This is a genomic window from Cycloclasticus sp. (assembly GCA_040743155.1).
Classification (GTDB): Bacteria; Pseudomonadota; Gammaproteobacteria; order Methylococcales; family Cycloclasticaceae; genus Cycloclasticus.
Genome location: JBFLJU010000001.1, coordinates 1869153 through 1891675, shown reverse-complemented (window position 1 = coordinate 1891675; position 22523 = coordinate 1869153). Strand labels below are relative to the sequence as shown.

The window sequence follows — 22523 nt, the reverse complement described above, 5'->3', positions numbered from 1 at the left end:
GTTGTAAATTAAAAATATTTGTTGAACAGTAAAAAGTTGATTAGCGGTAGCAACTGCAATCAATTAGCAAATTATTATATAATCAAGTTTGTTTTTTATGTAAGTACCTTTACGGGGTTTTATTCAAATATTTATAGAAGGAGTTAGTATGCAAGGGTTAAAGAGATGGATGGTTTGTGTCGGTGTTTTTTACATATTGAATTTAGTTTTATTGTGGCCATCTATTTGGGCTCCTCAGATGCAGGGTATGTATCCGGGCGTTAATCTTTATCAAGATGATACTGTGTTTCAATTATTGTTAGATGCATGGCTGATTGTTGGCCTTGGCTTGTTTGCTATAGGCGTGGTTCTGATCGTAGGAGCTAAAAACCCTATGCGCTATTACCCAGCGCTAATCCCGGTGGTGCTGATAACGGAAACAATATTTGGTATTTGGGATATATACAGTGCGATGGGTCATGAGGAACTGGTCATCGCGATGATTACGCTTGTTATTCATGTCATCATCATTGTGACGGGCGTTTGGGTTTGGAAAAAAGCGTTAGCACTAGAAGCTACGGTATAATTGACCGACCAATAATAGATTTTTAAGAGGCGAAGAGTGTGAGCGATTGTTGTCATGGGGCTAAGCTGGCAAGCGACGCCGCTTATAAAGACCCAGTCTGTGGGATGAGTGTTACCAAAGATGCTAAGCACCACGCGCAATACAACGATCAGTGGTATGGCTTTTGTTGTGATGGCTGTTTGACGAAATTTAGTAAAGATCCTGAAATCTATTTATCGGATAAACCACGCCCAGAACCAGACCTTATCCCCGGTGCTAAATATATTTGTCCTATGTGCCCGGGTATCGAAAGTGATGGGCCGGACATTTGCTCCAAGTGCGGCATGGCATTGGAGCCAGAAGCCTTTGTAGCCCCTTCTACACACACGGACTACATCTGTCCGATGCATGCTGAGGTGGTTGAAGAATCCCCCGGACTGTGCTCAATTTGCGGTATGGCTTTAGAAGCACGAACGGTTGTTTTGGAAGATGAAAATCCAGAATTAGATGACATGAGTCGGCGTTTTAAAATCAGCCTTGTCTTTACGCTGCCATTATTTATTGTCGCCATGTCGGAGATGGTTGTTGGTGATAGCTTGTTACAGTTTGCTTCAGCCAAAACCTTGCAGTGGATCCAGCTCTTGTTGGCAGCACCGGTTGTATTGTGGGCAGGTTGGCCATTTTTTGAACGTGCGGTGCAATCGGTTAAAAGCTGGAATTTGAACATGTTTACGCTGATTGGTTTGGGCGTCACGGTCGCGTGGTTCTACAGTTTAGTTGCCGTGTTTGCACCTAGCTTATTTCCCGAAACGATGTTAAATGAACACGCTGTTGTAGCGGTGTATTTTGAAGCGGCAGCGGTGATCATTACCTTAGTTTTACTTGGACAAGTGTTGGAGTTAAAAGCACGAGGGCAAACGAATAAGGCGATTCATTTATTGTTGGGTTTGTCGCCTAATACCGCGCGACGGGTTAATGCACAGGGTGATGAGGAAGATGTTCCGCTTGAGGACGTAGCTGTTGGGGATTTGCTGCGTGTGCGACCGGGTGAAAAAGTACCGGTGGATGGCATATTGATTGAAGGCAGTAGCTCAATCGATGAGTCGATGGTAACCGGTGAACCGATTCCTGCTGAAAAACTGACAGGTGATACAGTCGTTGGCGGTACGGTTAATGGTAGCGGCACGTTTATATTTAAAGCGCAAAAGGTCGGTGGCGAAACACTGCTGTCGCAAATTATTCAAATGGTTAGTGAAGCGCAACGCAGTCGTGCGCCGATTCAACGCGTAGCGGATGTGGTGGCGTCTTGGTTTGTGCCAATAGTCGTGGCTATTTCTATTGTCACTTTCTTTGCCTGGTATTTCTTGGCGGCCGAACACGCGCTAGGCTTGGCGGTTGTTAATGCGGTGGCGGTGCTGATTATTGCCTGCCCGTGTGCGTTAGGTTTGGCGACACCGATGTCGATTATGGTTGGAATGGGGCGTGGCGCAAGCATGGGTGTGTTGATTAAAGATGCGGCCGTGTTGGAAACAATGGAAAAAGTTGATGTTCTGGTGGTTGATAAAACGGGCACGTTAACAGAGGGTAAGCCCAGCGTGGTGAACGTTGAAACGTTTGGTAATTTCAGCAAAGAAGATGCATTAGTGTTAGCAGCCAGTTTGGAAAAAGTAAGCGAACACCCGTTGGCAGAAGCGGTGGTTCGTGCAGCAGAAGGAAAAACATTATTCGAAGTGAGTGATTTTTCAGCTACACCAGGTAAAGGTGTGGTGGGTGTAGTGAAGCAGCAAACAATATTGTTAGGTAACTTACGCTTTTTAGAAGAAAAGAAGGTTGATATTGCTCGCTTAAAAGCACGCCAAAAGGCACCTGAATCAGGCGGTGAAACAGCGCTTTATATGGCGGTTGACGGTCAAGCATCCTGTGTTTTCTTGCTAAAAGATGAAATTAAGGCATCGACACCTGATGCGATTCATCGCCTACATAAAAGTGGGATTAAAGTGGTGATGTTGACCGGCGATCAACAAGGTGCGGCGGAACAAGTCGCGACCCAACTGGGTATTGATGAATACAGGGCGGGTGTGTTGCCAGCAGAAAAAGCAGAGTTTGTTAAAGAACTGCAAGCAGCAGGAAATATTGTTGCAATGGCGGGTGATGGGGTAAACGACGCACCGGCTTTGGCGCAGGCAAATGTTGGTATTGCTATGGGTAATGGTTCTGATATTGCGATTGAAAGTACCGGCGTCGTGCTGGTAAAAGGTGATTTACAAGGTATTGTTAGAGCGCAAAAACTCAGTGCCGCAACGATGCGAAATATTCGCCAAAACTTAGTATTTGCCTTTCTTTATAATAGTTTGGGTGTGCCGGTAGCGGCGGGTGTGTTGTACCCATTGCTGGGCGTGTTGCTATCACCCATGTTGGCGGCGGCGGCGATGAGCTTAAGCTCGGTGTCGGTTATTGGTAATGCCTTGCGTTTAAGGCGTGCGAAGTTATAGTTTTATTGTAGGTGTTTAATAAGGGACTCAATGGGTTCTGGTTTTGCAATGTAATAGCCTTGAACATAATCAACGCCAATTTCTTTAAGTAGTTGAAGTATTTCAGGCCCTTCAACAAATTCAGCGATGGTTTGCATGCCCATAACGTGGCCAATATCATTAATCGAACGGGTCATGGCTAAATCAATAGGGTCTTTTGCTATGTCGCGGACAAATGTTCCGTCAATTTTGAGCTTATTAACGGGCAGTTGTTTAAGGTACGAGAAAGATGACATGCCTGTTCCAAAATCATCTAGTGCGAAGATGCAGCCTTGATCTTGTAATTCCATCATGAACTTCTTAGCAATATTAAGGTGTTGAATGACCGATGTCTCAGTGATTTCAAAACAGATCTTTTCAAAAGGAATGTTGTATTGCTCAAAGCAATAGCTGACAAAATTAGGTAAACCTGGGTCGGACAGCGAGGGCCCAGACAAATTAATAGAGCATTGTTTGGTAGCAGCAAGGATATCGGGGTGCTCTGCAAGCCAGTGGAATGTTGTCCTAATAACGTAACGGTCAATTGAGTTGATAATGTTGAAGCGCTCAGCAGCCGGTAAAAATGCACCCGGCGGGATAAGGTTGCCGTTGGTATCGAGGATACGGATTAAAATTTCATAATTGGCCTTCTCTGAAGATGTTAGGTCGATGGGTGCGATGGTTTGTTGGTACAAAACGAGACGCTTTTCAGTGATGGCATTATTAATTTCAACCACCCATTCCTTTTCATCAAGTGGCTCATTATTGACCGTCTTGTTGGCGAAGAAGCTCACTTCGTGTATGCGATTGCGCCCAAGCTCTTTTGCTTTATAGCAGGCGACATCAGCGAGGCTAAGAGGGTTATGGGAAGTAATGCCGGATAATGAGAAGTATAAAACGCCCAAGCTTGCACCAACATCAAAGGCTTTTTCTTGCCAAGTAAAGCGGAAATCTTGGATGGTGCGTAATAAGGTTTGGGCGATCTTTAGGCTGACTTTTTGTGGGCAATGTTCCAGCAGGACCGCAAATTCATCACCCCCGATTCTTGCCAGCGTGTCACGGCCACGCACTTGCCTTGACATAATGGAAGATAGTTGTCTCAACAATTCATCTCCCGCTTGGTGCCCGCAAGCATCGTTGACAATTTTGAATTGGTCTAAGTCGATGTAGATAAGCGCATGCGTTGCGTTTTGATTGTGTGATGAGCCGATGAGGTTGGTGAGTCGTCGATCAAACTCTATACGGTTATATAGACCGGTAAGGCCGTCGTGAGTAGCTTGGTGTTTGAGTTGCTGTTTTAAATTGTGTGCGTGAGTAATATCGTCAAAGAAAAAAACCAACCCGATCGGCTCTTCTGCTTTATTAATGATGAAGGAGCGGCTCCATTCAAACGTACATTTAAGGCCGCGGTCGTTGGAGAAAAAGGCGAGCTGGTTTCTAAGGGGGGCTAAATTTTTTTGAGTTGGTATAAGGTCAATCAATATCGACTCATTGGTTTCTATTCTAAATATTTCATTGATGGTTTTATGGCGGCTTGCCCCCTTTTTTAAATTTAGTATTTTACGTCCAGCGGGGTTAACGTAAAAAATTGAACCGCTTAAGTCGGTGGTAATGATGCCGGTGCTCAAGGAATTCATGGTGGAGCGCATGAAGCTTTTATCATTTTCCAGTTCGACACTGGTTTTCTCGGCCGCTAAGTTGGCTTTTTCGAGCGCAACAGATTTGGCGCCTAATTGCTCCTTAAGTGTATTAACGCTATCGGCGTTTGCAAGTATTTCAACGCGCTTAGATAGAGAAGCAATGGTTTTATTTTGCTTGTTAATGACCTCTTGGAGACGCTTGTTTGAGTCGTCAGCCACGCGAGGGGGAGGGCAAGACTTTCTTGCTGAATTTGTTGGTCAATCCTCGAACAGCACCTATCGAGTCCTTGATTGTGCTCGAGTTCGTTTTAGTATGCATACTAAACTGCCTCGTGCTAATTATTGTTGTGACTCGAGTATATCACGGTTTATAGCTGCGTTTTGATTTGAGGAATTTAGTTAGATTTACCGCAGATTATGTTTAAGATGTTGTTATGCATGAGATAAATAAAAATAAATTACTTCAGACGATCCCAACAGAGTTTCACGAAGAGGTCGGGGCTGTTTTGTGTGAATTGCCTTTACAGCTTGAGGATATCCCACTCAATGTGGGTCACTATCGGATAGAGCAATTGGCTCGCGTTCTTGCTTGTAGTCGTTTTGTGCAATCTCAGATGAAAAGGTTCCCTGAGGTTGCTATGAAGGGTCTAACGGGTGACATTAGTGAGTTTAACCAAGCAGCACTGGTTGGGTTGATGGCTGAGGTGGTGGCGACGGCTGAAGAAGCTACTGTGATGCGAATATTAAGGCGCTATCGCAATCAAACAATGGCAGAAATTGCTTGGCAAGATATATCAGGCGAAGAACTTGAGAGCATCTTGCATCAACTTTCAGCGTTGGCCGATGTCTTGATTCAATGTGCTGTTGCTTGGTCGTATCAACTCTATAGTGGGCGCTTTGGCATACCTCGTGACGAGCTGGGTAAACAGCAACAATTAATGGTTATCGGCATGGGTAAATTAGGCGCGAATGAGCTTAATTTTTCGTCGGATATTGATCTTATATTTTGCTACCCAGCGGCAGGCGAAACAGATGGTTCACGCGCGATTAGTAACGAAGAATTTTTTACGCGAATGTGCCGTCTTATTGTAAAGCTATTGGACCAGCAAACAGTGGATGGTTTTGTGTTTCGTGTGGACACACGATTGCGACCATTTGGCGATAGTGGTGCCTTGGTGTTAAACAGCGATGCGATGGAAATTTATTACCAAAGCCATGCGCGTGAATGGGAACGCTACGCGATGGTTAAGGCGCGCGTAATTACCGGGTGTGAAAACGATAAAGCAGAGCTTCAGTCGATGATTAAGTCATTCGTTTTTCGTCGCTATTTGGACTATGGGGTGTTTGACTCGATTCGTGTTATGAAGCGACAAATTGAATCGCAGTTACAGCAAAAAGGTGTCAAGCATAACGTTAAATTGGGCCCAGGAGGGATTCGAGAAATTGAGTTTATAGGCCAAGCTTTCCAACTTATTCGAGGAGGGCGTGATAAGTCACTTCAAGAGCGGGGTATTTTAAAAGTATTGGAGCTATTGGCTGAAAAAGGTCAAATACCAAGGTTAGCGGCACAGCAGTTGACCGACGATTATCGCTACTTACGCCGCTTAGAAAATCATATTCAAGAAATAGATGATAAACAAACGCACGACTTGCCAAAAGATGAGATAAATCGAGCGCGCTTGGCCTTGTCGATGGAGTTTGACTGCTGGGAAAAACTATTTGAAAAAACGCATCAAACGATGCAACGCGTGCACCAACATTTTGAAAGCCTAGTGGATTTTGTGTCACCAAATGAGTTGGATGACGGTGTTGACTGGTTAGAGCTTGATACGGACGCTCTAGATGCCTTCTTTAAATTGAAGGGTGTGATCGTTAGTGATGAGGTGACGCGAGATATTCTTCATTTTTGCCAAAGTTACCCAGTTCGACAATTACAAGAAAAAGGCCGGCAGTATATGAGCAAGCTTTTGCCCAAGTTGGTGGACGCCTTGTTAATTGATGAGTCACACGAAAGAACATTGTCCGCTTTTTTAAAGATGCTGGAGAAAATTTGTAATCGGGTGGTTTATTTGGTTTTGCTGGTTGAGAACCCTGCGGTTTTTAAGCAGTTGACTCAACTGGCCATCTTAAGCCCTTGGATTGTGACTCAAGTAACGCGCTGGCCTATTTTATTGGACGAACTGATTGACCCTCAAAGTTTATTTTATCCGCCGTCAAAAGTAGAGCTACAAGCAGATTTAAATGCCATTCTATCTTCGATAGAGGTTGATGATATAGAAGGCCAAATGGAGGCACTGCGGCTTTTTAAACAGGTCAATGTGTTACGTATAGCGGCCTCAGATTTAACGGGCGTTCTTCCGGTGATGGTGGTGAGCGATAAATTGACTGATATTGCGGAAGTGATGACTGAAAAAGTGCTGGCGTTGAGCTGGCAATCGGTTTGTGCGCGGTATGGGGTGCCTGCTGATGCTAGTGCAGATGTGGTGAGTGGTTTTGCGGTGGTTGGTTTTGGAAAAATGGGTGGTATTGAGTTGGGTTTTGGCTCGGATCTAGACCTCATATTTCTGCATAAAGACGCAGCAACCGATGAGCTAACCGTGGGTGATAGGCCAACGTCTTTAAGTGAGTTTTATATGCGTTTAGGCCGAAAAATTATTACGTTTATGGCCACTCGTACATTTTCTGGCGAGCTCTATGAAGTCGATTTACGCTTACGGCCTAATGGTCAATCTGGTTTACTTGTTACGGGCGAATCTGCCTTTGAGCGTTATCAAAAAAATAACGCCTGGACGTGGGAGCATCAAGCCTTAATCCGTGCGCGGTTTGTTGCTGGGAGTGCTGAGGTCGCGGCGCGGTTTAAGTTAATTCGTGACCAAGTATTAGCGAATCCCCGCGATACGGATGTCTTGCGAAATGATGTGATTGAGATGCGAGAAAAAATGCGTGCATCGTTATTAAAAGCCAAGGAAGGCTGTTTTGATTTAAAACATGGTGTTGGAGGTATTGTCGATATTGAGTTTATTGTACAATTCGGTGTATTGGCTAATGCTAGTCGACACGACGCACTATTGAAGTACACAGATAATATTCGTTTGCTGCAAGAGTTGGGAAAGGTTGGCTTTTTATCGAGCTTGCAACAGCAAGGGTTGAATGATGCTTACAAGGCTTTCCGTGAAGCCACCCATCATGCTTCGTTAGCCGAAAGTTCAATGATGAAGAATGCTGATTTAGTCGAGGATCACGTCAGGCTAGTTAGTTCAGTATGGAATGAAATAATTTTAAATAGCTAAATGTATTGTACGTTTAGTTTTCACAAACAAGTTAGGAGTTAACTATGGGAATGGATGACAGAGATGGCGTCATCTGGTTGGATGGTGAGTGGGTAGATTGGCGTGAAGCCAAGGTCCACGTGCTAACGCATACCTTGCATTATGGCATGGGTGTGTTTGAAGGCACGCGTGCTTATGAAACGCCTGAAGGTACAGCTATTTTTAGATTGCAAGATCATACAGACCGTTTGTTCCGTTCGGCTCATATTTTGAATATGAAAATCCCGTTCGATAAGGACACGCTAAACCAAGTTCAACGCGAGGCTGTTTCTAAAAATAAGTTAAAGTCTGCTTATCTGCGCCCTATGTGTTTTTACGGTTCAGAAGGCATGGGTATTCGTGCTGATAGCTTAAAAGTTCACGTCATGGTGGCTGCTTGGGAGTGGGGAAAATACCTCGGCGAAGACGGGATTGAAAAAGGCATCAGGATTCGTACGTCTTCATATACTCGTAATCACGTTAATAGTGTGATGTGTAAAGCCAAGGCGAATGGTAACTACATGAACTCAATCCTAGCGCTACAAGAGGCCATCTCTTGTGGTTATGACGAAGCGATGTTGCTCGATCATGAGGGCTATGTGGCAGAGGGTAGTGGCGAAAATATCTTTCTTGTGCGTAACGGTAAACTGATTACGCCTGACTTAACATCAGCACTTGAAGGCATTACCCGCGAAACTATTTTCCAACTGGCTGAAGAATGCGGTTTGCAAGTAGTAGAAAAGAGAATCACGCGTGATGAAGTATACGTTGCAGATGAAGCTTTTTTTACCGGCACAGCAGCAGAAGTCACGCCCATTCGCGAAGTGGATGACCGTACGATTGGTAATGGTGGCAGAGGCCCTATTACTGAGCGTTTACAAACACTGTATTTTGATGCAGTTCAAGGTCGTTCGCCAGAGCATAACGACTGGTTAACACTGGTCTAAGTATTTCTTGAGCCAGCCGTATCGCATACTTGTCGTTGGCCCGTCGTGGGTGGGCGATATGGTGATGGCGCAAAGTTTGTTTATGGCGCTAAAACAGCAGCATGAACAGTGTTTGATTGACGTATTGGCACCGGAATGGTCGCTAGCTATCCTAGAACGAATGCCAGAAGTTCGTAAGGCGATTGTTATGCCATTAGGGCATGGGCAGTTTGATTTTAAGGGACGTAAAGCACTTGGGAAAAGCTTAAGAAGTGAGCGATACGATCAAGCGATCGTGTTACCCAATTCGTGGAAGTCAGCGCTCATTCCTTATTTTTCAAATATACCGAAACGAACCGGTTATTTAGGTGAGGTGCGTTGGGGTTTGTTAAATGACTCTCGCCGCTTGAATAAAGAATTCTTAACTAAAACGGTGCAACGTTTTGTTGCCTTAGCAACGGCACCGTGTGCGGTCCTTCCTGATATTCCACAGCCACGCTTACTTATTGATCCGGCTAGCGTTGATGCTGTTAAACGTGCATTTGGTATCGTCGAGGCTAAGGGGAAAGTGCTTGGCCTGTGCCCCGGCGCAGAATACGGGCCCGCTAAACGCTGGCCTGAAGAGCATTACGCAAATGTTGCCAAGCAGGCGCTAGCAAAAGGTTGGCAGGTTTATTTGTTTGGATCGGCAAAAGATGAACCTGTAACAGCAACCATTAACGAATTGGCGGGTGGAAGTTGTCGTGATTTTGCGGGTCAAACCAGCCTAACCGAAGCGTTAGATTTAATGTCCTTATGCGATGCAGTGGTGAGCAATGATTCGGGTCTTATGCACGTAGCCGCAGCGCTGAATATAAAAACAGTGGCGCTGTATGGCTCATCCGATCCTAACTTCACACCGCCCCTTCACCCCGATGCGGAAGTAATCAGTTTGCACTTATCGTGCTCGCCGTGTTTTAAGCGTGAATGTCCGTTGGGGCATTTAGATTGCCTGACAAAAATTTCACCCGATCGTGTTTTTGCCTTACTGGATGCATCGTAACTTTTACGAATGAAAGTTCTCGTTATTAAAACGTCTTCACTCGGCGATGTTATTCATACATTGCCAGCATTGACGGATGCTGCCAACGCGATTCCCGATATTTCTTTCGACTGGGTGGTTGAGGAACCTTTCCAAGACATTCCTAAATTACACCCGTTTGTTAACCGTGTTATTCCCGTTGCGATTCGTCGCTGGCGTAAAAATTTATGGCAGTGCCGTGCGGAAATTAAGGCGGCTATTAATGATATTCAACAGCATGAATATGATGCGGTGATTGATGCGCAAGGCTTGATTAAAAGCGCCTTTTTAACACGCAAGGCACGGGGCAAAAAGTTTGGATTGTCAAAAACCAGTTGCCGAGAGCCGTTAGCGTCGATGGCGTACCAGCATAAAATAGATATTCCCAAGGGCCAACATGCCATTGACCGTGTTCGCCAATTATTTGCGAAGAGTCTTGGCTACGAATTTGTAAATGAGCAAATATCGTATGGTCTTAACAAAGAAGCTTGCAAAGCCTCTGAATCGTTGCAACAGCCTTATCTCATCTTCTTACACGGTACAACGTGGGCAAGCAAACATTGGCCAAATGAATATTGGAAAAACTTGGCTTCGTTGGCTACCGAACAAGGGTTTAATGTGTACTTACCTTGGGGTAACGAACAAGAGCATGGGCGAGCGACAATGATATCCGATGCCTCAGAAAAAGCACACGTATTGCCACGTTCATCCATTAAAGAGCTATCAGCCATATTGATGCACGCCAAAGGCGTAGTGGGGGTTGATAGTGGCTTAGCGCATTTAACCGCAGCTTGCGGTACGCCAGCGGTAACAATTTATGGTTCAACCAGTGCCAAATTAACGGGTACTATGGGCGAGAATAATCAATGCCTGCAAACAGAATTTGATTGTTCGCCGTGCTTAAAAAAAGAATGTGCTTACACTCAACTATCTGACGTAAAGCCGGCGTGTTATGGAACACTCAGCGCTGAGAAAGTATGGCGAACATTAAACGGATTAATGGCCGTTTAATGCAGTCATTTTTTCAAAACAGGCGGATGAAGGGCTGGTATGAAGTGGATCAAGCGATCTATGCAGCGGCTTATGAAAAATTTGGTGGCAGTGTTTTAACTCATCCTGTTTCATTGAACGCTATCGCAGCAATGGTTGGACTGCCTATGCAATTTTTTGCATTTGGCGAAGGTGCCGACTTACAAGCGGTCATTCCTGTTTGGAAAAAGTGGCTTGCTGGTAGTAAACGTGGCTTAAAGCAGACGTCACGTCAGGGCATTGTTGATTTTGGTAATGCGGAACTGATATTGCCTATTGCAGCAACATCGCCAATTAAGTTGCCGGTACAGGTGGATAATTTGTCAGCGCTTCATATGGCAAATATCAGTAACTTAAAGCCCAGTACGATGGATATCTGTTTAGCTAAAGCACCGAGTGAGTTTTCTAAAAAATTCAGATATAACCGTAAAAGAGAATTACGTTTGTTGCATGAACAAGGTGGGATTATCCGAACGGTTGATTCTATGTCTAATGCAGAGCTTGCTGGGGTTTATACGCGCTTATTTGAGCTACGTTGGGGTTTTAAGCCAAAGGGCTATCAGCAATTAGAGCAACTATTGGGTTATTTGCGGCCCTTGTTATTTGGTTCGGTGATAGAGATGGAAGGCAAAGCCATCGCTATTCAACTGGTTTATAAAGTAGAGTGCCCATCACATATCTCGATGGAATATATCAATGGCGGGGTTGATCCTGCGTATAAATCATTAAGTTCGGGTAGCGTACTAACGTATATAAATACACAGCAGGCGTGGGAGTTAAGTAAGGCTCAAGGTAAAACATTGCGCTATTCGTTTGGTAAAGCCGATAATGAATATAAAGACAGGTGGTGCTGTCGCAGCGCAGTTTATTCGGTATGAACAAAAAACTAAATAAGGGCTTTAAACAAAAAAAACGTTTAGCGCTGATACGCTTAGTATTGTTGATTTTGTTATCAGTGTATTTACTGTTTAACGGTCAGTTTCTAATGCTAATAGGGCTACTGCTGTTGTTATTTGTTGTGAACGAATTATTCCTAGCAGACCATAATTTTTATGACCCCTGTGCTGATTATTTATACCAATTTGATGCAGCGGACAGACTTAAGCCAAATTGGCTGGCTGGCGATACTGCTTTTCAATGTTTGAACTGCGATGAAGCGTATGACTCGGCAATATTGGCGATTAATGTTCGGCACAGCTGGCGCGGCAAGTTTTTAGACCCCTTTGTCATCATACGCTCTGGTTCTATCGAGAGGCGGCAATATTTTGAACGGGCTGTTAACGGCTTGCGCTACCTTAATATTAGCGAATTTATTCATTCTAGCGAAACGATATCTATCGAAACGAGGTATTGTAATTTATCAACAAAGACCGCTGAAGTCTTACTTTTTTCCAACCCCAGCTTAGATAAAAAGAAGGTGTTGGTGATCGCGCCTCATGCCGACGATGCTGAAATTGCAGCCTTCGGTTTATACAGCACGCACGATAGCGCTATCGTTACGGTGACCGCGGGTGAGCTGGAGGCGAAGGCATATGAATCGCATTTAACCAACGCTGAAGAGGCTTCATTATTAAAAGGGCGTTTAAGGTCTTGGGATAGTGTTGCGGTACCGCAATGGGCGGGCTTGAAGTCGACAGATATAATCCAACTCGGCTATTTTTGTATGCAGTTAAAAGCGATGCAAAACGCCCCTGATGAGCCGGTAGCCTCGAAAACGGCTGCTGTGAAGGATACTCGAGTATTTAGGGAATTTAATGCGCTAGCGCTGGACAGTGATAAACACGGCACACCCAGTTGGAATACTTTAATTGCAGACCTGGTTGAATGTATCGAACGCATTAAGCCGGATTGTATTGTGATGCCGCATATGAAGCTTGATCCGCATCAAGATCACTACTACAGCAGCTTGGCTGTTAAAGAAGCGCTGTTACAAGCCGCACATAAACCGGCGGAGATTTACCTGTATGCCAATCATTTAATTTATAGCGATATGTTTCCATTTGGAAGCAGTCACACCTTGGCTTCCTTACCTCCTAATATGGGAAAGAATCTATCGGCTGGCTCGCTCGTTTCTATATCGTTAACCTTAGATCAGCAAAGAAATAAAGCGATGGCCCTGGCCATGATGCATGACTTACAAACGCCCTTGCGTTGGAAGAAGAGACTTCGGTTCCAATTACAGGCTTGGTTGATTGGCAGACCCCTGTCACCCTACGGTGACGATGAATACTTTAGAAAAGCGGTCCGTTCAAATGAGATATTCTTTAGTTACAGTACTCAGCAGTTTTTAGAGGCTGACGAGGACGCTATTCAAGCATGATATTGGTATCGTATAAATGATGACAAACCAAGGGATGACGGTGGCGAGATTGCTTCAGTTTAAAGAAGCTGTGGAGATTCCTTTCCCCTTCACCCTGAGGTTGAATAAAGCACCTGATGAGTTTGTCATCGCTGAGGAATTGAACCGTTTTCTGCCGCATAAAAGGCTTGCTTGTAAGGCGACTTATCAAGGCAAAGCCGTGTTTATAAAGGTTTTCTTTGGGAAAGGATATAAGCAACGAGCAAAAAGGGAGTTTGATGGGGCTCAATTAATGAGTAAGGCGGGCGTTCCAACGCCAGAAATTATTGATTTTGTCATCAATGAGTCGGCAAGTTTTTCACTCGTTATTTTTCAATTTATTGACCAGGCTGAAACGCTAGGGCAAAAATTGGCCAGTTTGAATTCAGTTGAAGAACGTGAAGCTGTTTTTAGAACAGCGTTGACATTTATTTGTAAGATGCACGATCAGTCTTGTTATCAACAAGATGTTCATTTGGATAACTTCCTTGATGATGGCAATAAGCTATATCTCATTGATGGCGATCAGGTCAATGGTGAGCAAAAAGGCCGCTGCTTATCTGAAAAGTGGGCCAGTAGAAACTTAGCGATGTTTTTAACTCAATTGCCGCAATGGGAAAAGGCCAGTATCAATAAGCTGCTTGATAGTTATATTAAGCTTCGCGACACAACATTATCGCCTAACTTTCGTCAAGGAGTGCTTCGACAGCTCAGTATTTATAGAGACTGGCGTGAGGATAAATATATTAATAAGAAGGTATTTCGTCGATGCACTGCCTTTGAGATTATAAAGAATTGGAAACAGTTTTGTGTGTTTTCAAGAGCACTGGATAAACAGGATGTTGATCAATTTATAGCTAACCCCGATTCATTTATTAATGAAGGGCAGGTTTTGAAAAGTGGCAGGAGCGCAACGGTAGCTAAGGTCGATATAGCTGGGAAATTGTATATCGTTAAACGCTATAACAAAAAGAGTACATTACATCAGTTTGCGCGATCTGTTATGGAAAGCAGAGCTGCGGTAAGTTGGAGAAACGGACATTTGCTTGATTTTAATGGTATCGAGACAGCTAAGCCACTGTTGCTGCTGGAGAATCGGTTTGGCAAATTAAGAGGTCGTTCATATTTTGTGACAGAGTATTTAGAAGGCATACACGCATATGAATACTTTCATTCAGCCGTGTGTAGAGCAGATGCAATGACGATGGCAGAAAAAATCCATTGCTTGATTCAGCACTTACATGCATGTGGGTATGCGCACGGTGATCTTAAGGCTCATAATATTTGGATTACCAACAACAGCCCGGTTTTGATTGACCTTGATGGCATGAGAAAAGTGAGCAAAGCGAAGCTAGGCCTTGTGAATAAGGATTGGTCGAGGCTGCAAAAAGACCTAGGAACAAGTGATATAGCCGAGGCTTTATTTAAATAAATCTGAGAGTCATAACTCTATGACGATGCGGCGCTTTATTTTTTTGCTATTGTCCATTTTTGCGCGATACCGCTAGAGGCTTCGCTGAAAATATTGCGCCCATTGCGTGAGAAAGCTAGGGCAACAATAGCGGCGGCATCGTTGCCCCAGACGAAGTCTTTCGCCGGTATCCAAGTGCGTATTAAATCACCTGTTTTAACGTCCCATAAATCGATGCGTTGGTTGGGTCGGCCAGTTAATAGCGTTTGAGAGTCAGGCGAAAATACACTGGCTGAAACAGTCATGTACCTCATCGGGAGTTGACTAAGCCTCTCTCCCGTTTTGGTGTCCCATAAGCGGGTCTTGCCTAAAGAGGCGTTGCTCATCGCATAACGGCCATCATCGGATAAGGCGACATTGTAAATTTTAAAATTCTGACGCCAGCGTTGGGTGAGCTCTCCAGTTTCAAGGCTCCACAGCTTTGCATACTGATCATTGCCGCCAGTGAGGGCGTATTGACCGTTGTTTGAGAGCGCAACGGTATTAATAATGCCGTCGTGTTTGAAGGTATGAATGATTCTTCCATGATAAAGGTCGAAGTAATAGGCCTTATTAGACGCCATGCCGATGACTGCGCGTCTGCCATTCGCCGAGAGGCTAATATCGGTTATGGTTGGGAAGTCCCAATAGCCGATGATCTTACCGCTTTTAATTTCCCATAAAGCGAGTGAATTACTTTCTGCGGTGATGGCAAACTGATTATTAGCCGATATGGCGGATGCAATGATACCGTCATTGCTATCGGTGTGTTGCCACTGGTGAAGTACTTTGTTGGTGACGACTTTGATGAGTTGCGCTACACCGCCGGTTATCGAGACAAGAGCAAGAGAGCCATCTTTAGAAAAGCTAGCGGCTAGTAGGCCGGCTTTATCATGTTCCCAAGTTTGTTCGGGCACACTTTCATATTGGCAGGCAGAAAGAAGAAGGGCAATGCTGAGTAGGTAAATGCTTTTTAGTAAATGACACATCTTAATAAGCGCAGCCCAATTATTTGAATAAACCTTTTAATTTGAGCTTTAATTGACTGAATATATTGAGAGGCTTTTTGAATACATTATCACTAATAGTTTCAATTTCATGACCGTGTAAAAAGCCGCGCAGTAATTTATTAAAGGCTTTAGTGTGTTCTAGCTGAGGTGAATGACCAACATTGCGAAAGGTATGAAAGCGACAGTCTTTAATTTGTTGCTGCATATTCTTCAAAGGCTGCAAGGGTATGACGCTGTCAAGCTCACCGTGCATGATCAAGACTGGAAAATCGAAGCGTTTTAATAAATGGACCCCGTTCCAGTTTTTTAGGGCCATTAAAAAGCCATCGAAAGCTTTAATGTCCATTTTAAGGGCATCGTTAACAACGAGATTTAAATAACCCTTGTTGTTATTTAATCTAGGCATTGTTTTTTTTAAGGTGGTAGATAGAAACCTTCTTTTTAGACCAATAGTCGCTAAGAACTGAAAGATGTTTTTAGCGGAAAAGAATGAATCTGATACCGACACATTAGTTAGTGATGCCATTCCTTCCGCTGGCGCGGGTGCAACTAATGTAAGCGTGAGTATGCGTTCAGGGATAGTGCCTGCCAACTCTTGAGCGACAGCGCCGCCTAATGAGTGTCCAACTAAATGGAATGTGTCGATTTTTAGTCGGTCAGCAAATTGTGCTACATCTTGGCTTAGCGTTTTTATGTCGTATCCATTGTCGGTTACTTCGCTGTCGCCACAGCCTCTAAAATCTGGCGCATAGCCGCAGTAACCGCTGGGCAGGTCTTGCAGAAAGGGTTGCCAATAATGCCAACTGCCAAAGTTGCCGTGTAAAAAGATAATGGGCGTGTCACCGTTCGACTGGTATTCGTAATGTAGTTCAAGGTCTTCCAGTGATATAAAGGGCATGAGTGTTAATTTATCCAGTTCAATTTATTATGTAGTGAAACGACAGACCCAATAATAATTAATGTGGGCGGTTTAGGTTTCAGCTCTTCTACTTTGTCGGCAATACCCAATAAATCTGAAATAATCACACGGTGTTCAGGCGTTGTGCCTTTTTGAATCAGCGCAACGGGCGTACTACTGGGTAAGTTTCGTTCTATGAGTTTTTCTGCGATTTGGCGAAGGCCAAGTAGCCCCATGTAAATAACGATTGTTTGGTTAGGCTTGGCGAGCTGGTCCCAATCAAGATTAACGGTATTATCTTTTAGGTGCCCAGTAACAAACATGCAGGATTGGGCGTGATCCCGGTGGGTTAATGGAATGCCCGAGTAACTCGCGCAACCTGAAGCGGCGGTGATGCCGGGTACCACCTCAAAGCTTATGTTTTCATCGATTAACGTTTCAATTTCTTCACCGCCGCGACCAAACATAAACGGATCGCCACCCTTTAGTCGAACAACGCGCTTACCTTGTTTAGCCAGTTTTATCAGCAAGGCATTAATGTCTTCTTGTGGCACGCTATGGTCGCTACGTTGTTTGCCAACGTAGATGCGTTCGGCGTCACGACGGGCAAGCTCTAGCACCTCATTTGATACTAAGCGATCGTAGACAATAATGTCGGCGAGTTGAAGCAGGCGCAGCGCCTTTAGCGTTAGCAATTCAGGGTCGCCGGGGCCGCCACCTACAAGGTAAACTTTACCGATAGTCGCTGTGTCTTGGCTTTGATTGAGTGTTTGAATGAGCTCTTTCTTAGCTTCTTCATGCCGGCCTTGATAGCTAAGGTCTGCGATTGGACCGTTAAAAATGCCCTCCCAAAAAATTCGTCGCTGTTTGGTATTACTGAAGTGATCCTTAACCGTTTGGCGAAACTCAGCGGCGAGCTTTGCAAGCTTGCCCAACTGTTGCGGAAGCAAGGTCTCTAGTTTAGCGCGGGTGAGTCTAGACAGCACCGGTGCAACGCCACCACTTGAAATAGCAATCGTCATCGGCGAGCGGTCTACTATCGCAGGGAAAATAAAGCTACATAACTCTGGTTGGTCGACGACATTAACGGGGATATTGTTCAACTGGGCTTCGGCAGAGACGTCGGCGTTGGTTATAAGGTCATTTGTTGCGCAGATAACAAAATTGAAGCTAGAGGTATCATTGGCTTTAAAAGAGCGCTCAATATGCGTTATTTTTTTATCACTAAGAAGCTGCGTAAGTTCTTCAGATAAGTGCGGCGCGATAACTGTGATGTTAGCGCGGGCCTCTAATAAGAGGCGTACTTTACGAGTGGCGACTGAGCCACCGCCGATAAGCAGGCAGTTTTTATTATCGAGTTTATGAAAAAGAGGAAGATAGTTCATGGCTTATTTTAACTCTGAATGCCTAAAACAGGTAGTGAGATGATCATTAACTAGACCGGTCGCCTGCATGAGCGCATAACAAATGGTCGGGCCAACAAAACTAAAGCCTCTTTTTTTTAAGTCACGACTGAGGCGAATGGACGTATCTGTCTGATTAGGTACTTGTTCGGGGTGCTCCCAATGGTTAATGATAGGAACGTTGTCTACAAAGGCCCACAGATAGCTAGAAAAACTGCCAAAGTCGTTTTGTATTTGAAGAAATGAAATGGCATTTTTTACACTAGCATTTATTTTGAGCTTGTTGCGTATCAGCCTAGCGTCCTGCATTAAGCGATCAATTTTTTGTGAGTTGTATTTAGCGACAATGTTTGGATCAAAAGCATCGTACAGTTCGCGGTAGTCCTCACGCCGTTGCAACACTGTAGACCAGCTTAGCCCAGCTTGAACACCTTCTAAAATGAGAAACTCAAAGAGTCTGTTTTCATCTGTTAAAGGGACGCCCCATTCTTGATCATGGTAAAGAATATCAAGCGGTTTTTTAGCCCAAGCACAGCGCTTCTTATCGCTCATAGGTTAACGTAAGCTGATGATTGACCAGCCGTTTTCAGCTGCGTGACGCTGCAATTGCTCATCGGGATCAACCGCAACGGGGTGAGTTACCTTTTCCAATAAAGGAATGTCGTTATGGGAGTCACTATAAAAAGTGCTATCGCTGAGGTCAATGCTGCTATCAGCCAGCCAACTCGTTAAACGGATTACTTTTCCTTCCTGATAGCATGGCTCGCCGACATATCGCCCTGTGTATTGTCCCGCAATGAGTTCGGGCTCGGTTGCCAACATGGTTTGGATGCCAAATAAGTTAACGATAGGTTCTGTGACAAAGCGGTTTGTTGCGGTAATAACCATTAAGGTGTCACCTTTTTGCCGGTGTTGTTCTATCAACGCTTGCGCGGCCGGTAGGATGAGAGGGCGTATTTTTTCTTCAATAAACTGTGCGCGCCATTGATGTAACTTTTCTAATGGGTGCTCCGCTAGGAATGATAAGGCGAATCGTAGGTATTCATCGATATCCAGTTTTCCTTGGCAATAATCATTGTAAAACTGTGTGTTTGCTCTTGCGTAATCATCCGTATCGACGAGCTGATGTTCGACAAGAAATTCCCCCCAAAGGTGGTCACTGTCATCGCTAATTAAGGTGTTGTCTAAATCAAAAATCGTTAAGCTCATGTGTGTATTAGGGTGTCGTATTGTATTGGAAGGACGGTATCTCAGGTCGCCTGCTGCTTTGCTAAGGCTTATGGTATATGGCGCTAAAAGCGCAAGTCTGACATAAATGTTAGTGATTCCCAATCATTTTGTGAAGGAAGGTCGCGCTGTGATAAAACGTGGCTATAATAATCAGTAATAAACTTAAGTGACACGAATGAATCATGATTGATGACGATGGTTACCGACTTAATGTTGGCATCATTTTATGTAGCCAACATAATAAATTATTTTGGGCTAGGCGGGCGAACCAAAACGGTTGGCAGTTTCCACAAGGTGGTATGGATGAGGGTGAGACACACGAAGAAGCAATGTATCGTGAATTGTACGAGGAAATTGGCTTAAAGCCCGAACACGTGGAAGTTGTTGGGAAAACAAGAGAGTGGGTTTATTACGATTTGCCTAGACACTTTATTCGTATGGATAGCTTTCCAATATGCAAGGGGCAAAAGCAAATATGGTTTATGTTGCGTTTAGTGGGCGATGAAAAAAACATCTCATTTGATACGACGGACACGCCAGAATTTGATAGTTGGCGGTGGGCCGATTATTGGGAGCCTGCCTTTGATGTGGTGCATTTTAAACGCAATGTTTACTTAAGTGCGTTAACAGAAATGTGGTCTTGCTTGTTCCCTGGTATTACGCCTAATATTTTTAAAAAATAGTTAATAACCGGCTGAGTTTTGGTCCAGATTATCGGGTGTAGTATCTAACCTAATGACTCCCGTGTGAATGTCTCCATCTTCGGTTAAACGTAACCAGCGGTAGCCGGGGGCAACGCTATCGATGGCGAATTCTTTACTCAATGGTTTGAATTGGAAACAGGTTGAGGGTGCCCCATACAGAGGTTTGTTGGCTACGAGAGTATTGAAGGACTGATGAATATGCCCATGAATAACACCTCGTACATTAGGGTAATCCGTTATCACTTTAATCAATGAATCAGGGTTTGCTACACACATGCTATCCAACCACTCACTGCCAATGGGTATTAGCTGGTGATGTAAGCAAATGAGCACTTGTTTGTTCGGATGGGCGCTTATTTCTTGTCGAAGCTTTTCAACCGCTGCCTCATCGAGTGTGCCTCCTTCCTCATTGGGCGTTTCCGAATCGAGAAACGCGAACAGCCACTGTTTGTAATGTAGCAAGGGTTGATATGTTAACAGTGGGGTTTCAAAAAGCTCTGTGAGCATGGCGGGCGTATCATGATTGCCGGGTAACACATAACAAGGAATATTTAGTTTTGTCATGTGTTCAATCAGCCGTGTGTAAGACTCGGTTGAGCTGTCTTGGCTTAGATCGCCAGTAAGGAAAATAAGGTCGGGTGGCCAGCTGGCTTCTTGCGCGAGCTGCAAAACAGATAAAAAGCTATCTTCAGTATTAACGCCCACTAACTCTTTATCAACGGACGCAAATAGGTGCATATCAGAGATTTGTAATATCTTTAAATCTGAATCATTGCAGCTATCAGGTAAAAAAACGTTCATGTTATTGTAAAAACCCTTCGGGTATTCCCTATTTCCAATTAAGTATAGACGTTGATGGTAAAAATGCTTTGAAAATTAATGGCTTTACTAGGACAGCTTTTTGATCATCACATTAGAGCGACGAGTTTGGTTGTAATGGTCGCGTTTTAGTTTCGGTAAATCGTTAAGTGTTGCGGCCTGAAAACCTTTTTCTGCAAACCAGTGGCTGCTTTGTGTGGTGAGTACAAATAATTGAGTAAGCCCTGCGGAACGCGCCTTTTTTTCGATCATACTTAATAGGTATTCTCCACGTTCGCCGGTACGATAATTGGGATGAACAGCAACGCAAGCGAGCTCGCCCATTGACTCGTGTGGGTACTGATACAGTGCGGCGCAGGTAGTGATCAAGCCGTCTTGTTCAATAACGTGAAACTGCTCAATATCCATCTCAATGGTTTCAGCGGAACGGTAGGCGAGTAAACCACGAGCTTCTAACGGGCGAATAAGTTCAATGATGCCATGAATGTCATTAAAATTAGCAGGGCGAGCATCCTCAAACGGCTGAATACTAATCAGCGTCCCTGAGCCTTGTCGTGTAAACAGTTCTAATGGTAGGCCACCGTTTATTTTTCGATTAATTAAATGGATGCGCTTTACGCCCAGTTTGCTGGCGCGAATGGCTTCTTGCAAATGCAGGTAGGTGTCATCTTGCTGATCATCCGTAGTGTCTAAAATAGTTTGTGCTTGCTCGGTTGTTAATTGACGGATGAGCTTGTTCTTGTCAGTTAGAAGCTCTGTCCGTTCGGTCATTAAAATAAGTTTGTCGGCCTTTATGGTGGTGGCAATAGCAGTGGCTATTTCTTCGCTACGAAGATTGAAAACATCGCCAGTGGGTGAGTATCCGAGTGGTGATACTAGAATAATATGGCCAGAATCAAGAGTGTTGGCTATCGTCTCGCCATCAACTCGGCGCACTTCACCGGTAAATTGGTAATCAACACCATCAATAATGCCGAGTGGTTTAGCAACAATAAAGTTTCCGGAGGCAACGCGAATACCCGAGCCAGACATTGGGGTGTTAGTTAAGCTGGTGGAGAGCCTTGCTTCAATATTGGTGCGAACAGTGCCCGAGGCTTCTTTTGCCATTTCAAGCGTTGGTTTGTCGGTCACCCGTAAATGTTGAAAAACTTGACTAGGGTGCTTATTGTCGATGAGTTTTTTTTCCAACTGAGGGCGAATACCATGTACAAGAATGAGACGGATGCCGAGGCTATTTAGTAAGGCAAAATCTTCAATCAAAGAGCGAAATAGTGCGTCATCGACCGCTTCACCGCTAAAGTTTATAACGAACGTCTTGCCGCGATGGGCGTGTATATAAGGCGCAGTACTTCTAAACCAGTTAATAAATTGATGGGGGTGTGTTAATTCCTCTGTTGGAAGAGGAAGTGATGTAAGTTCCTTAGCTTCATCAAGAGCGATACCCAGCAACTTCGCGGCTTCGTATATGCTTTTTAAAGCAGAGGATGGTACCAGTCCGCCAGTGCCATTTTTGCTTTTAGGGTATGTCCAGCGATAAACGGTAGCAGGGTCTTTATTGATGGCATTGGCGAGTCGTTTGACGCCACCAAATTGTTGGATAATAAAATTTGCATCATTTAGCATGCGTAAATATTAGTCTTTATTTGCGTAAAAC

18 protein-coding genes are annotated in these 22523 nt (G+C 44.3%); 10 read left to right on the top strand and 8 right to left on the bottom strand.

The features are described from left to right. Positions 1-148 precede the first annotated feature (148 nt). Together AB1Y31_09070 and AB1Y31_09065 are read left to right on the top strand one after the other, a co-directional pair. Complete coding sequence (locus AB1Y31_09070; protein ID MEW4983320.1) at positions 149-565, top strand: BphX family protein; 417 nt, start codon at positions 149-151, stop codon at positions 563-565. A 38-nt stretch (positions 566-603) separates the two neighbouring features. Further along, on the top strand, positions 604-3036 hold the full coding sequence (locus AB1Y31_09065; GenBank protein ID MEW4983319.1) for a heavy metal translocating P-type ATPase: 2433 nt from the start codon (positions 604-606) through the stop codon (positions 3034-3036). A gap of 2 nt (positions 3037-3038) precedes the next feature. On the opposite strand, the gene AB1Y31_09060 is transcribed toward AB1Y31_09065, so the two are convergent. Then, entirely contained in the window at positions 3039-4913 is a 1875-nt protein-coding gene (locus AB1Y31_09060) for an EAL domain-containing protein (GenBank protein ID MEW4983318.1), read from the bottom strand. Positions 4914-5128: 215 nt separating this feature from the next. Between AB1Y31_09060 and glnE the strand changes: the two genes are divergently transcribed. From glnE to AB1Y31_09025, 7 genes are read left to right on the top strand one after another with little or no spacing between them, the layout of a single operon-like run. After that, entirely contained in the window at positions 5129-7984 is a 2856-nt protein-coding gene (glnE, locus tag AB1Y31_09055; protein ID MEW4983317.1) for a bifunctional [glutamate--ammonia ligase]-adenylyl-L-tyrosine phosphorylase/[glutamate--ammonia-ligase] adenylyltransferase, read from the top strand. 44 nt (positions 7985-8028) lie between these two features. Continuing rightward, positions 8029-8949 carry a branched-chain amino acid transaminase gene (locus AB1Y31_09050; protein MEW4983316.1) on the top strand — a complete coding sequence of 307 codons (921 nt, stop codon included), beginning with the start codon at positions 8029-8031 and terminating at the stop codon, positions 8947-8949. A gap of 7 nt (positions 8950-8956) precedes the next feature. Further along, positions 8957-9970, top strand: coding sequence for a lipopolysaccharide heptosyltransferase II (gene waaF / locus AB1Y31_09045; protein ID MEW4983315.1), 1014 nt, complete (start codon positions 8957-8959; stop codon positions 9968-9970). Between the two features lie 9 nt (positions 9971-9979). Next, entirely contained in the window at positions 9980-10999 is a 1020-nt protein-coding gene (gene waaC / locus AB1Y31_09040; GenBank protein ID MEW4983314.1) for a lipopolysaccharide heptosyltransferase I, read from the top strand. After that, a complete protein-coding gene (locus AB1Y31_09035; GenBank protein MEW4983313.1) occupies positions 10966-11895 on the top strand; it encodes a GNAT family N-acetyltransferase in 930 nt (309 codons plus the stop codon). Before waaC ends, AB1Y31_09035 begins: the two co-directional genes overlap by 34 nt. Beyond that, positions 11892-13337 (top strand): PIG-L family deacetylase, encoded by a 1446-nt coding sequence (locus tag AB1Y31_09030; GenBank protein ID MEW4983312.1) that lies wholly within the window; start codon positions 11892-11894, stop codon positions 13335-13337. Before AB1Y31_09035 ends, AB1Y31_09030 begins: the two co-directional genes overlap by 4 nt. Before the next feature lie 16 nt (positions 13338-13353). Next, complete coding sequence (locus AB1Y31_09025) at positions 13354-14787, top strand: lipopolysaccharide kinase InaA family protein (protein MEW4983311.1); 1434 nt, start codon at positions 13354-13356, stop codon at positions 14785-14787. Between the two features lie 35 nt (positions 14788-14822). Here AB1Y31_09025 and AB1Y31_09020 read toward each other — a convergent pair whose 3' ends face one another. From AB1Y31_09020 to AB1Y31_09000, 5 genes are read right to left on the bottom strand one after another with little or no spacing between them, the layout of a single operon-like run. Continuing rightward, a complete protein-coding gene (locus AB1Y31_09020) occupies positions 14823-15794 on the bottom strand; it encodes a hypothetical protein (protein ID MEW4983310.1) in 972 nt (323 codons plus the stop codon). A gap of 19 nt (positions 15795-15813) precedes the next feature. Next, positions 15814-16713 (bottom strand): alpha/beta hydrolase, encoded by a 900-nt coding sequence (locus AB1Y31_09015; protein MEW4983309.1) that lies wholly within the window; start codon positions 16711-16713, stop codon positions 15814-15816. A gap of 5 nt (positions 16714-16718) precedes the next feature. Further along, the gene (gene cysG / locus AB1Y31_09010; GenBank protein ID MEW4983308.1) at positions 16719-18098 is read right to left on the bottom strand and encodes a siroheme synthase CysG; all 1380 of its coding nucleotides are present in this window, start codon (positions 18096-18098) and stop codon (positions 16719-16721) included. 3 nt (positions 18099-18101) lie between these two features. Continuing rightward, complete coding sequence (locus AB1Y31_09005; protein ID MEW4983307.1) at positions 18102-18668, bottom strand: DNA-3-methyladenine glycosylase I; 567 nt, start codon at positions 18666-18668, stop codon at positions 18102-18104. A gap of 3 nt (positions 18669-18671) precedes the next feature. Then, positions 18672-19325: an HAD family hydrolase gene (locus AB1Y31_09000; GenBank protein ID MEW4983306.1), complete on the bottom strand. Its 654-nt coding sequence runs from the start codon at positions 19323-19325 to the stop codon at positions 18672-18674. A gap of 203 nt (positions 19326-19528) precedes the next feature. On the opposite strand from AB1Y31_09000, the gene AB1Y31_08995 reads away from it, so the two are divergent. After that, on the top strand, positions 19529-20029 hold the full coding sequence (locus AB1Y31_08995; protein MEW4983305.1) for an RNA pyrophosphohydrolase: 501 nt from the start codon (positions 19529-19531) through the stop codon (positions 20027-20029). Here AB1Y31_08995 and cpdA read toward each other — a convergent pair whose 3' ends face one another. Then, entirely contained in the window at positions 20030-20851 is an 822-nt protein-coding gene (gene cpdA / locus AB1Y31_08990; protein ID MEW4983304.1) for a 3',5'-cyclic-AMP phosphodiesterase, read from the bottom strand. It abuts the gene before it with no gap. A gap of 87 nt (positions 20852-20938) precedes the next feature. Then, a complete protein-coding gene (argA, locus tag AB1Y31_08985; GenBank protein ID MEW4983303.1) occupies positions 20939-22492 on the bottom strand; it encodes an amino-acid N-acetyltransferase in 1554 nt (517 codons plus the stop codon). Positions 22493-22523 lie beyond the last annotated feature (31 nt).